This window comes from Tissierella sp. MB52-C2 (genome assembly GCF_030931715.1).
GTDB lineage: Bacteria > Bacillota > Clostridia > Tissierellales > Tissierellaceae > Tissierella.
The window spans coordinates 658,368-672,034 of record NZ_CP133261.1 but is presented as its reverse complement, the minus strand read 5'-3'; the positions used below and the strand labels follow the sequence as shown (position 1 = coordinate 672,034).

Here is a 13,667-nt window from a genome sequence, read left to right as displayed (position 1 = left end):
TTAAAAATACCTCCAAGTAGATAGTCTGTTTTTAATTAATTAGGCTGTCTACTTTGGAAGTATCATATCAAAAAGTGCTTTTTATAATTTAAATTCTCCTATATATTTATAGCAAATATCTTCTTCTACTACTACCATATCCTTAATTAACTCCCATTTACTATTTATTCCAATTGAATTAGCTAAGTATTCAAAATAATACATTATTATTCCTGCATCCATAAGACTTGGTTTCTCTTTATCATTATATTTAATTAGTAAGTTTACTTTATCTTTTTTAAGTAAAAATCTCCATGGTTGCTTGTTGAAAGCAGATGGTGCGAATCTTACATAATAAAATAAATCATCTAACCCCCTATTCTCCAGTTCATCTCCTTCAGGAGGGTTCCCTATTTTGTCGATAAATACTAAGTCTTCGACGCCGATTCTATCGCTAATAGGGTCATTTACAAAAGGATTTCTTGCTTTTCCATATCCTATGGCTAAGATATAGTTAATTTCACCTATTATTTCTCCAAATATCTGAAGTTTTTTGTCTTGTTCCACATTCCCTATACTTACCCAACAAGTATCAATACCAAGATTATTTAATTTAGTTATTACTTTCTCCATATAATATGCACTAGATATTATACTACTTTCTTGATTATTCATTAGTTCTAGAGTTATATAATGAGGGCTTTCAATCATTACTCCCGAATATCCACCAACCCCTTTTAGTTCATTATATAACTTTTCACCATATTCATATAAGCTAAATCTTACACTTCCATTATTCTCCTCATTCTCTATTGATTCCAGATAAACTTTAATATCAGATAATACGTCTACATCTATTTTTTTGTTTTTAAACTCTCTTACAGATTTCCTTTCCCTTAAAAAATTAGTCATTAACATACCCAAACCCCCTTAGATAATATAAAGTTATACAATATATACCACTATTATCCTTTTTTAATCTATCATTTTATGCCTAGAGTCTCTGCCATATTATATATAAATTCTAGCAAATAAAAATGTACTGCAATAGATGTAAGACAGCCTACCAATATACCTGCTGCCACATCGGTAGGATAGTGAACTCCTAAATATATTCTAGAAACTCCAATAATCATGGCAATAGTAAATACTAATATGGATAACCTTGGAATATTTAAGGCTATGGTTGCGGCAATAGAGAAACTTGCAGTAGTATGACCTGATGGAAAGGAATAATCCTTTAAATCAATGCCAAAGGTATTTAAATGTTCTATAATATTATATGGTCTTTCTCTACTTAAAAGAATTTTTAGAGTATGGGTTATGATTTGGCTAATAATCATGACTCCCAAGATTTCAAACCCTATAAGTTTTACATAACTACTTCCTATTAGTATTAAAGTTAAGACTAATAGGGAAGAAAATATTGCTCCACCCAAATTTGTGGCCTTAGACATAATAGTATCTAAATACTTATGGCTCATCTTTATGTTAATTAAGTTTATAAGAAAATCATCGAATCTTTTTAGTTTACCTTTCATCTCTTCACCTCTGTGAATTTTTTTATTAAATAATATTATTACCTTAATGTCTACAATTTTATAGCTTTATATAATTATACTACTTATATCCTTTTTATGTTAAAATATAGATGATTATTAAAAAAGTAGGTGTAGGAATGAATTTAAGTATAGAACAACAAAATGCGGTGGAGCATGTAAGAGGTCCTGCTTTAATATTAGCAGTACCTGGTGCAGGTAAGACTACAGTTCTAATACATAGAACTGCTAATCTAATTTTAAATCATAGAATAAGTCCAGAAAAAATCTTGTCTATAACCTTTAGCAAAGCTTCTGCTAGAGATATGAAGTCAAGATTTAGCCAATTATTTGGGGACATATCTTCTATTCCTATTGAGTTTTCCACAATTCATAGTTTCTGTTTTAGTCTAATTAGAGAATATGCTTATACAAATAGAATTAAATATACTTTAGTTGAGGGTGAAAAAGAGCGGCTAAATAAATTTAATTTAATAAAAAAAATATATCTTGATATAAATCAACAATATATCACTGAGGAAAAATTAGAGGCTTTGCTAAATGCCACAGGATATATTAAAAACATGATGATTACAGCAGAAGAATTTTTAAAAAATAACAAAATTGATATTGAGAATTTTAAAACTATATATAATACATATGAAAAGTATAAAAGAGACAATAACCTAATCGATTTTGATGATATGCTGACCCTATCTCTAGAAATTCTTAGAGAAAACAAGCATATATTAGAAAAATATCGTAATAAATATGACTTTTTGCAAGTAGATGAAGGACAAGATACTTCAAAAATTCAAATGGAAATAATAAAGTTAATCTCAAGTCCTAAGAACAATTTATTCATAGTAGCAGATGATGATCAATCTATATATGGATTTAGAGGTGCATATCCAAAGGGATTACTAAATTTTAATAATATCTATCCTAAAGGAAAGGTGTTTTTTATGGAAGACAATTATCGTTCCTCAAAAAATATCGTCTCAGTATGTAATGAATTCATTAGAAGAAACAAATTAAGATATAATAAAAATATTAGAACAAGCAATAAATTTATTGAACCTATTAGCGTAATAAAAGTTAATTCCATTAGCGAACAATATAAATATATAATAGATGATCTAAAAGACAGGGAGCTGTCTAAATGTTGTATACTCTATAGAAATAATCTATCCTCCGTTGGTCTTATAGAATTTTTTGAAAGATATCAGATTCCATTTTATATCCGTGATGTTAAAGTTAAATTCTTTAGCCATTGGCTTATACAGGATGTAATAAACTTTATTATATTTTCCAATGATACAAGTAATATGGCTGTATATGAAAGTATTTATTATAAAAAGAAAGGATATATATCAAAGAAACAAATTAACTATGCAAAGACTCTTAACTATAATCTTTCAGTATTCGATAGAATAATGGATTTTCCTGGTTTATCAAACTTCTATAGATCTACTCTCATGGACTTAAAATTAGATTTTAAAAAACTTTCAAAATTAAGTCCACCTGAGGCAATTAGATTTATAGAGTATGATTTAGAGTATGAAAAGTATCTTAAGGAAAATTCCATGAGATTTGGATATACTTATGACTCTTTAAAAACTATATTACATTATTTAAAACTCATAGCCAATAACACTGGAAGTCTAAATGATTTATTAAATAGGCTAAAATATTTAGATAGTCTATGTAGAAACTCTTCATATACAAAAAATGCAGTAACTCTATCTACTGTTCACTCTGCTAAGGGTTTAGAATTTGATAGAGTATATATGATAGATTTAGTAGATGGTGATTTTCCATCATCTTCAAGTGTTGATGCCTCTGAAAAGGGAAAGTATGAATTAATAGAAGAAGAAAGAAGATTATTTTATGTAGGAATGAGTAGAGCAAAACATCATCTATCTCTAATTACTCCCAATCGTATAGGAGATAAGTCTGTTTCTCCATCACGATTTTTGTTAGAATTGCAAAATAACAAAAATTAATTTAGCTATTTAAAATTTTTTCCAAATTTATGAGTAAATTTCAATTTATTTGTAATACTATATATGAAAATATATTTTCATGTAAGGAGGGAATTTACAATGGCTAAAAATAAAAACAATGAAAAAAGAAATCAAGACAAAAACCAAAACAGAAACCAAGACAAAAATCAGAACAATAATGATAACAGACAAGAAAATAAAAACGATGATAAATAATGTCAGCAATAAATAAAGATCCCTTTCAAAGGGATCTTTATTTATTCACTAAATTCTTTTATATCTAAACTATCTACTTCAAACGCTTCTCCTTGTTTTATACCAAAATGACCTGATTCATAGGGTTTACCTTCAATGGTTATATATACCTTTTCCACATCATAAAACTTACCTAATGTATTTACTATAGATTTTAAGATTTCCATTTCAAAAGAAGACCCTGCATTCATTTCTTCTAGTAATTCTTTAGAAAAATCTACTTCTAAAGTCCAAGCATCTCTATTTAAGTGAATCTTATTTATATTAGTATTTTTTGAAATTGGAGATGCTAATTTATCACTTGGAGGTTCTTTCATAATATTTTCTAAAATATCTTCAATATTATCATTTGTATTAAATTCTATATTTCGCTTAACATACTCAGTGGAAATATCTTCGACTGTTGGATAATAAGCTAAGATTTCCATCTCTTGCCCCTTCGTACTAACTTCTTTTAATAAAGTTTTGACTTCCATTTCACCATCTATATAGATACTTGCCACTAACCCAGTGTCTTTTGCATAGTAGTCTCTCTTGGTTCTTCCTTCTCCAAAGTCAGTAGTTACTTCTAAAGCATCATAAGTCATTGCAGGGGTTTCTATCTTTTTATCTATGCCAGTGATTTTAACTGTATTTCCAGATTTATCTTTCCAAGTATTATCAAGCTCTAAAGGTTCTTTTAATAAAATATTGTTACTATTTGTATTGGCATTTAGCATATTTTCAATATGATAAAATTCACCTTCTCCAAATACTTCTATTAATTCACCATTTTTATACTCTAGAACCTTTACAAATACTGTTCCTGGATTAAAAATTTTCATTTGCACTTTATTATCTTCAATAAATTCTACAAATGTTTGCTGTTCTGCGTATTCATTTCCTATTCCTTCATAATCCATAAAAGAATTTTCCTTAAAAGGATAATAGTCTGCTATTGTTAAAATATCCTTACTTAGTTTTTCATCTTCATTAGGTACATTGGCATTATTTTGGTCTTTGGATATAACTGTTTTACATCCAAATAAAGAAAGTGTCAGCACTAATGCTAATAATAAAGAAAAAGTCCTTTTCATTCCATCACTCCTATATTAAAATTATTCACTCTTAGTTCATATAGATTATATCCTTTTTCGTTTTAATTATAATATATTTTATTAAAAAAGTCTTTACGATAGAGTTACAATAATTTTACATCTGAGTTCAATTTATATATTACATCTTTTCTTTCTACTATAATAGTTGTTTTCTGAGACAATTCATCATTTTCTCTGATTGCTAAAAAAAGAGGTTTATTTGGATTTATGGCAACTGGATTTCCTACCATTTTAAGCATGGAGAAATCTCCAGTAGTATCTCCATAAGCATAACTTTTCTCTAGATCCACATTGTACCTTTCAATAAGTTCGTTTAAGACTCTTTGTTTACTTTCTGAATCCCACATTTTAACTATTTCACCTGTAAACTTATTTTCTTCATCTACCTTATATATTGTTCCTTTATATTCAGTAGCACCATATTTTTCTGCCATCTTCGACACTAAAAAATCTGGACTTCCAGAAATAAAAAACACTTTGTGTCCTTGCTTTTTATGCCATTCTATCTGATCTCTAGAGTATTTATATACCATATCTCCATTAAGGTTAATTACCTGACTGGCTATAAATTCTATATAAGTTTTATTTACTCCCTTTAATTCTTGAAGGTATACATTTGCTAAGGTCTCTAAATAAAGCTCGAAGTCTCCAAATCTTTTTTCCCATTCTTCATATACTTTCTTTACCTTTGTATACCAAATAGCAGGGTCTATAACTTCATATTTATTCAACTTCTTAAAATGTTCAATCATCAGAGAGTTTCTGAATATGGTACCATCAATATCAAAAAATGCAGCTATATTTTTCATAATATCATCCTTACTTTTTATTATTATATAAGTTATACCCAATTTGATGTAATTCATTCCATTAAAAAATCGGCACTTACTAAAAGTGCCGATTTTTAATCTTAATTTTATATTAGCTTAAAATCTTAAATGTTCACTTCTTTCTTCTAAGTTTTATATCTTAGAATTGATAATCAAAATAAAGTTCAATGATTAAAATCATTGAACTTTATTTTAATTTACTTAATTAAAATCTTACTAGTTTCCTTTTTCAGGAGTATCGGATAATAGACCAACCTTCTCCCAACCCCACTCATTAATTTTATTTAAATCCCAGTAATTAACTCTATTATTAAGTGCTGTTAAGGTTACTCTATAGTGAGTTGGTGCTACTACAACTTGATCATGCACGTATTTTTGCCAATCATGATAAGCTTTCACTAGATAATCATTATCTATTCCATCTTCTCCAAATGCTTTCTCAGAAGAAATAGCAGCTATTAATTTATCATTTTCTTCTGATGCATATCTTGAATAGTTAAATAAAGCCTCTCTTCCATATAATCCAGATGGTTCTGGGTTAGAACCTACACTCCAAGCTGCCATGTATAAATCTATATCTTCATTATCATCTTCAACCATGTCATAGAATGCATTCATTTCTATTAATCTTCCATTTTGTAATTCTACATCTAATCCTACGTCCTTCCAACATTGGATATAAAATTGAGCTAATGGTTCAGCTATATCCCCACCTGACATTGATAAGAAGTTGATCTTTAGTTTATCACCATTTGGAAGTTCTCTCATTCCATCGCCATCTACATCTACATATCCAGCTTCGTCAAGAATTTGCATTGCTTTTTCTGGGTTATATGCATATCTTTCTTGCGCAGCATTCCAGAAAGTAGCATGGAATGGTGTAATCAACGCATTAGCAGGTATTCTCAAATCATTATAGAATACTTCTGCGATTTCTTCATTATTCATAGCATAGGCTATTGCCTGTCTTAGCTTTACATCAGATAATTTCTTAGTTGGATCTGGTACAACTGTTTTTGCTTCAACATCCCATTTTCCATGTTTAAATCCTATATAACCATATGATCTACCTATATTAGATGCTAATGTAATATTGCTTAAATCCTTATACTCGGGATAACTATTAACATTGATATCTTCAATAACGTCAAATGTTCCAGACTTTAATGCCTCTACAACAGTATCTTGTGACGTTCTCTTATAAACAATTTTTTCAACCTTAGGTTCTTCTCCAAACCAGTGTGGATTTGGAATATATTCAACTGATTCCCCCGGTACTATATTTGAAACCACGAAAGGTCCACAGGATAACGGTTTTACTCTAACTTTTTCATGAGCTTCCATTTCTTTTAATGGAATATCTTTCAAATAGTGTGCTGGTTCAGCATTATAAGTAAGACCCGCACCCCATAGTATTCCAGGATAAAATTCCTTGAATGATACTTCAAGTGTTTTATCATCAATTTTCTTTAATCCTGAAATTGAATCCGCAGTTCCATTATGATATTCTTCAATACCTACAACATTTCTATAGTTAGTATCAAATCTTACTCCTGGATAATCCTTATGTGCAATACTTTCATATACAAAGATTATATCATCTACAGTTACAGGCACTCCATCAGACCAAGTTAGGTCTTTATGGATTTTATAAGTAGCAGTCTTAGCTTCCTTATCGAATTCAAAGTTACAATACCCTCCGTCTACAATCTCACTATTTGCTCCTCCTTTAGTAAATGACCCTTTCATTGGAGATGCCAATAGTGAATCCGCATTGTTTGAATACAAGAATGTGTTAAAAATACCCTCAAAAGGTGTATCTGTCACTAATCCAACATTAAGTGTACCGCCTACAGTCTCACCGTCTTTTTTTATAAGACTTGGATGTGGTAATTTTATGTCTCCTACAGACGCTACTTCATCTTTATCTTCTGTTTGAGTAGTAGTTTCACCATCGTCTACAACAGCCTCTTCATCATTTGGTCCACTTACTTCTTTTTTACCGCAAGCTGTTAGTGCTAACACTAATACTAGCAATAATGAAGTAATAATTTTCCAATTTTTTTTCATTTTACTTTCCCCCTTCTTTTTTTAACCTAATCTTTGTTTTGCGTCGGATGCTCTTTTAATAGCTTGCCCAACGTAATTTATACACAACATCATCACTAAAATTAATAATGATGCAGGTAACCATAACCATAATTTACTTGTCATTGCACCTGGAGTTCTTGCATAAGAAACCAAAGTTCCCAATGAAGGCGTTGCCGGCGGTAAACCAAACCCTAAGAATGATAGTCCAGTTTCAATTCCCATATTACCAGCAAATCCCAAAATTAAATTAACTATGATAATTGAACTTATATTTGGCAAAATTCCAGTAAACATAATCTTTAAATCACTGGTTCCCATTATTCTAGATGCATTTATATAATCCCTTCTATTTTCTGATAATGCTTTACTTCTTACTAGTCTAGTCATTCCTACCCAGTAGAATATTGTCATTATAAATATAAAATGCCACATTGTATATTTAGGAATTACAACTACAAAGGTAATAATGAGCATAGTTGTAGGCAATATCGATATAAAATCACATATTCTCATTATTATGTTATCTACTTTCCCACCATAGAATCCTACGATTAGTCCCATAACTACTCCTATTATAGAAGTTAGTATAGTAACAGCAAACCCTATTAGTATGGAGTTTCTTCCACCTATTAATAATTGTCCCGCTATAGATCTTCCACCGATATCTGCTCCTAATATAAATTCTTTTCCTGGTTCCTTATATTTGTTTCTTAAACTTATTTTCATAACCTCATCTTGATCTAATACAAAAGAACCGACTATTACAGTAGTAAAAATAATGACTAACATAATCAAACATATTGTTGCTAGTTTATCGACTCTAAATTCATTTTTTATTACCTTCCAAAAGGAGGGCACCTCACTAACAGACTTTAATGTTTCTTTATCTATTTTAGAGGCAACATTTTCTGTAAGATTCTTTTCTTTATTCATATTTCGCTACCTCCTATTCTATTCTTATTCTTGGATCTACAATTGTCATAATCACATCAGATAATAAACTACCAAATAAAGTTAAAACACCAAATAATAAAACCAAAGTGTTCATTACTGAATAATCCCTACTGGTAATAGATGATATAAATAACTCTCCCATACCTGAATAGCTAAATATGGTTTCAATAAAAACAGCACCACCTAAAAGTCCAGTAATAGTAAATCCAAAGAATGCAGCTATTGGAAGTAATGAGTTTCTAAATATATGATGACTATAAACCTTATCTATGGGAACTCCCTTGCTTCTTGCAGTCTTTACATAGTCTTGAGTTTTAGCATCAATTACTTCGTTTCTAAGGTATTGTATAGTTCCTGTTGTTCTTAAAACAGCAGCCGTAATTGCAGGTAAAATCATATAATGAAGCTTACTAAGGAAGTAAGCAAAAGTTCCTTTTTGAACCCCTATTTCTACAGAACCAGTAGTTGGAAACCATCCAAGTTTATATCCAAATATTGCTAAAAGTATTAATGCTAAAATAAATTGAGGTATTGCATAGCTAACAAAGTTATATATAATTACACCTTTATCAAAAGCCGAATTATTATATCTTCCTGCATACATTCCAAGTGGTATTGCTATAAGATATGTTAATACTAAAGTTAATAATGACAACCATAATGTATTTATAGCTCTTGAACCAATTAATGTAGCAACTGGCATTTTATAAGTATAAGATAACCCAAAGTCTCCTTTTGTAAGAATTTTTGTAATCCAGTTCTTATATTGAACAGGTAAAGGATCATTCAATCCAGCCTTTTCCCTTAATTCTGCAATAACTAATGGATCCATATCTGGAGTTATCAATCCTGTAAATGGATCTCCTGGCATCATTTGGCCTAATATAAAAACAATTATACTTAATATTATAATCTGCGGTATCATTAATAGTACTCTTCGCAATATTGTTTTCCACATTCTATAAGTCCTCCTTACTTTTTATTGCCACATAATGCGTTTCAGAAATTTGAACTAAATCAAATACTTTTCCCTTTTCATCGTAAAACAAATGTTCTCTTTCCTTGTATTCTTGTTCAACTTTAATTCTATTATTACGAAGTTCTTCTCTATTTTCTGCATTAATTTCTGGAATAGCTGCAATTAGTCTTTTAGTATAAATATGCTGAGGGTTGTTATATATGTCATCTCTCGTTCCAGCTTCAACAAATCTTCCCCTATACATGATGTATATGTAATCACACATATGCTTTACTACACCTAAGTCATGAGATATAAAAAGATAACTTAAGCCAAAATCTTTTTGTATTTCTTTTAAGAAATTTAGTACCTGTGCTTGAACTGATAAATCTAGAGCTGAAACAGGCTCGTCCGCAACAATAAGTCTCGGATTTAAAGCAACTGCCCTTGCTACACCTATTCTCTGTCTCTGTCCTCCAGAGAACTCATGAGGATATCGATACAAAGCATCAGCAGGCATTCCAACTATATTTAATAATTCCAGAATTTTTTCTAATTCTCCTTCTTTAGATAATCTATCATAATTTCTAATTGGTTCTGCAATAATATCCCTAATTCTTTTTTTAGGATCTAAGCTTGATAAAACATCTTGAAATATCATTTGAACATCCTTATTATATTCTGCTTTCTTTCTAAGCCTTTTTGTATGAACTGGTTGTCCATTGTATAATATTTCTCCATTAGTCGGTTTTTCAAGTCCAACAATAGCCTTTCCAATTGTAGTCTTACCTGATCCTGATTCCCCTATAAGTCCATAAGTCTTTCCTTCTTCAATAGAAAAATCAACTCCATCAACTGCATATACATGATCCTGTATGGTATTAAAAAATCCTCCACGAATCGGAAAGTGAACTTTTAAATCGTTTATCTCTAAAAAACTCATTTTAGTAACCTCCCTCATTTTCAAAGTGGAAATTTTTCCAACAAGTACATCTTACAAAATGGTTCTTTGCAACCTCATGAAGTTCAGGATGTTCTTCATGCTCTACATCTGAAATCCAAGGAATTCTTGATGCAAAGCGACAACCTTCTCTAGGTAAATTCTTAAGAGATGGAACTATTCCATGGATAACATGAAGCTCTTCCTCATCGGAATCTGCATGGGGTATTGATTGTAACAATGACCTTGTATATGGATGAAGTGGGTTAGAAAAAATTTCTTTTGCATCAGCCATCTCAACAATTTCTCCTGCATACATTACAGCAACCTTATCTGCCATCTGTGCAACTACACCTAAATCATGAGTAATAAGAATAATTCCAGCATTAATTTCATTTTGCAGTTCCGTTAAAAGATCCAGTATTTGTGCTTGTATTGTAACGTCTAAGGCTGTAGTAGGTTCATCAGCTATGATTATATTTGGCTTACAGGAAAGTGCTATGGCAATTAAAACCCGTTGTCTCATACCTCCTGATAATTGATGCGGGAATTGATTCGCTATTCTTTTAGGATTATTGATTCCCACTTGTTCCAAAAGTTCAAGCATTCTTTTATGCCTTTCTTCACTTTTTAAATTGGTATGATAGATTAAAGACTCTTCTATCTGTTTCCCAATTCTATGTAATGGATTTAGTGATGCTAATGGGTCTTGAAAAATAAAACCTATCTCCTTACCTCTAATTTCATTAAGCTCTTCTTCGGAAAAATCAACCATATTTTTACCATTGTAAATTATTTCACCACTAACTCGAGTAAAATTCTTATCATGTAGCCCTACTATGGAGTTAGCAACTGTACTTTTACCACAACCTGATTCTCCAACTATTGCTAGTAATTCATTTTTGTGCAAAGAGAAAGATACTCCATCTACTGCATCAAAGTATTGGTCTTGAAATCTAAATGCAGTGTGTAAATCTTTAATCTCTAATATCTTTTCATTTCCCATTTCTCATTTCCTTTCTTGTATATTTATTTACTAACACATTATATAAATTTTAATGCTCATATTTGAGCTTTATATACATTTAATAAATATTATATAAACTAATGCATCCTTAAAAATCATTTTAAACTGTTTGCAAGAATAGCTTTAAAATTTATTTCTCATGAAATAACAATGTATTCAGAATAAAAGTTAATTACTTATTTTTATGAATTTATTAAATTTTGTAAATTTACCTTATTTTATCATCATTCACTTTTTTATGCAACTAAAAAATAAGATTAGTATACATTAATAGACAAAAGAATCCAAATATTATTAAATATTATTAAATATAATTAAGAAAATCTTTAAATATCAGAAAATAAAAGTTGTAAACTTTTATAGAATATTTGCAATATTGTGTAATGAGTTAATCTTTACAATGCCGAGATATAATATATTTTTAGAGATTAATAGAATTTTTAAATGTTTTATATCATATATGAATAATAATATAAACTACATATTTGAAACTTTTAAAAAACTCTTCATATTCACACATAGTAAATTGTTCATATATTTAATTTATAATATCTATAGCAATTTAAAATTAATTTTTAAAAATTAAGTGACTGTCTCAAAATACTTTTTTTGATTATACTATAGACAAATATCGGTTATAGTAGTATAATAATAAAGTTGGTTAGATTTGCACCTTTAGCTCAGATGGTAGAGCAACTGACTCTTAATCAGTGGGTCCAGGGTTCGAGTCCCTGAAGGTGCATTTTCAAAAAAGAACTCTGATAAAATCAGAGTTCTTTTTCTATTTTTGTTATATATAAATGTCTATATCAACAAATAAAAAAAGCTAAATAAAAATTTATTTAGCTTTCCGTTTCTTTAATTATTTTTATAGTTTTCTCTAAGAAAGAATATTGCCAATGTTCCAGGCCCAGAATGAGATCCTATTGCAGCACCTATATCATTGATTATAAATTTTTCAACTCCAAATCTTTCAAAAATTAGCTCCTTTAATTTCATGGCTCCTTCAATATTATCACTATGACTGATTCCAATAACCTGTTCCTTCAGCACTATATCTGCAGCTCTTTTCTCCATAATATCTAACATAGTTTTAAATACTTTGTTTTTTCCTCTTACTTTTTCTAATGGAAGTAGTTTTCCATCGTCTACATGGAGAACTGGCTTAATGTTTAATAACCCTCCGAGGAAAGCTTGAGTTCTAGATACTCTTCCTCCTCTAAATAAGTATTCAATATCATCTACAGTAAATATATGTTCAATATTATCTACATAAAATCTTATCTTCTTTATAATTTCCTCTTTTGACTTTCCTTCCTTTGCCATCTTTGCTGCTTCTAATACAATAAGTCCAAATCCTATAGTAGCTGATTTAGAATCTATTATATCTAATTGAAAATCTGGATATTCTTCAAGTATTCCTTCCCTTACAAGTAAAGATGTTTGGTAAGTCCCTGATAATCCAGATGAAAAAGCTATATATATGGCATTGTCTCCATTATTAGCATATTCTGTGAACTTTTCTTTAAATGCATTTGGGGGTATTTGTGCTGTTTTATATATTTCTCCATTTCTCATATTACTATATACTTCTTCTGGCTTTATAGTGACATTATCTAAATACTCTTTATCATCTTTAATTACGATAATTGGTAAAATATCTATACTGTATTCTTCTATTAGTTCCCTTGGCAAATCACAGGCGCTGTCACTTAGTATTTTAATTCCCATTATAATCCCTCCCTCTCTTATAATATTATACAACATTATTTCGCTAGAATTAACAATAAAATGAAAATAATGGTATATATTTTTTATTTTAAAAATAGATTATAATACTATCATTTTAAGGAGTTGAATTTCATGAAATTATTCTTTATTAGAAAGAAAACTTTATTTTGGATAATTGCAATATTAATTTTAATGATTATTTGTTTAATAGGCCTTCCTTTCATAGTTTAACTATTGACTTAATAACCTTACCTTCTTATA

At 29.5% G+C, this 13,667-nt stretch carries 11 protein-coding genes and 1 tRNA gene; 2 read left to right on the top strand and 10 right to left on the bottom strand.

The window, feature by feature from the left end:
- Positions 1–81: 81 nt before the first annotated feature.
- Positions 82–897 (bottom strand): nitroreductase family protein, encoded by an 816-nt coding sequence (locus RBU61_RS03400; RefSeq protein ID WP_308878152.1) that lies wholly within the window; start codon positions 895–897, stop codon positions 82–84.
- A 65-nt stretch (positions 898–962) separates the two neighbouring features.
- Positions 963–1,520: a phosphatase PAP2 family protein gene (locus tag RBU61_RS03395; protein WP_308878151.1), complete on the bottom strand. Its 558-nt coding sequence runs from the start codon at positions 1,518–1,520 to the stop codon at positions 963–965.
- Positions 1,521–1,657: 137 nt separating this feature from the next.
- On the opposite strand from RBU61_RS03395, the gene RBU61_RS03390 reads away from it, so the two are divergent.
- The gene (locus tag RBU61_RS03390) at positions 1,658–3,523 is read left to right on the top strand and encodes an ATP-dependent helicase (RefSeq protein WP_308878150.1); all 1,866 of its coding nucleotides are present in this window, start codon (positions 1,658–1,660) and stop codon (positions 3,521–3,523) included.
- Positions 3,524–3,780: 257 nt separating this feature from the next.
- Here the strand turns inward: RBU61_RS03390 and RBU61_RS03385 are convergent, their stop codons facing one another.
- The 7 genes from RBU61_RS03385 to RBU61_RS03355 all read right to left on the bottom strand — a co-directional run bounded on the left by RBU61_RS03385 (position 3,781) and on the right by RBU61_RS03355 (position 11,654).
- Positions 3,781–4,854 carry a GerMN domain-containing protein gene (locus RBU61_RS03385; RefSeq protein ID WP_308878149.1) on the bottom strand — a complete coding sequence of 358 codons (1,074 nt, stop codon included), beginning with the start codon at positions 4,852–4,854 and terminating at the stop codon, positions 3,781–3,783.
- Between the two features lie 104 nt (positions 4,855–4,958).
- Positions 4,959–5,684, bottom strand: a complete 726-nt coding sequence (locus tag RBU61_RS03380) for an HAD-IB family hydrolase (RefSeq protein ID WP_308878148.1) — start codon at positions 5,682–5,684, stop codon at positions 4,959–4,961.
- Positions 5,685–5,921: 237 nt separating this feature from the next.
- Positions 5,922–7,775 (bottom strand): oligopeptide ABC transporter substrate-binding protein, encoded by a 1,854-nt coding sequence (locus RBU61_RS03375; protein WP_308878147.1) that lies wholly within the window; start codon positions 7,773–7,775, stop codon positions 5,922–5,924.
- Positions 7,776–7,796: 21 nt separating this feature from the next.
- A complete protein-coding gene (locus RBU61_RS03370) occupies positions 7,797–8,729 on the bottom strand; it encodes an ABC transporter permease (protein WP_308878146.1) in 933 nt (310 codons plus the stop codon).
- A 13-nt stretch (positions 8,730–8,742) separates the two neighbouring features.
- The gene (gene opp4B, locus RBU61_RS03365; protein WP_308878145.1) at positions 8,743–9,708 is read right to left on the bottom strand and encodes an oligopeptide ABC transporter permease; all 966 of its coding nucleotides are present in this window, start codon (positions 9,706–9,708) and stop codon (positions 8,743–8,745) included.
- Position 9,709: 1 nt separating this feature from the next.
- Positions 9,710–10,651 (bottom strand): ATP-binding cassette domain-containing protein, encoded by a 942-nt coding sequence (locus RBU61_RS03360; protein ID WP_308878144.1) that lies wholly within the window; start codon positions 10,649–10,651, stop codon positions 9,710–9,712.
- Between the two features lies 1 nt (position 10,652).
- Positions 10,653–11,654 (bottom strand): ABC transporter ATP-binding protein, encoded by a 1,002-nt coding sequence (locus RBU61_RS03355; RefSeq protein WP_308878143.1) that lies wholly within the window; start codon positions 11,652–11,654, stop codon positions 10,653–10,655.
- Positions 11,655–12,344: 690 nt separating this feature from the next.
- Here RBU61_RS03355 and RBU61_RS03350 point away from each other — a divergent pair.
- Positions 12,345–12,417 (top strand) — tRNA-Lys (locus tag RBU61_RS03350).
- 116 nt (positions 12,418–12,533) lie between these two features.
- On the opposite strand, the gene RBU61_RS03345 is transcribed toward RBU61_RS03350, so the two are convergent.
- Positions 12,534–13,406 carry a DegV family protein gene (locus RBU61_RS03345; RefSeq protein ID WP_308878142.1) on the bottom strand — a complete coding sequence of 291 codons (873 nt, stop codon included), beginning with the start codon at positions 13,404–13,406 and terminating at the stop codon, positions 12,534–12,536.
- Between the last annotated feature and the right edge of the window lie 261 nt (positions 13,407–13,667).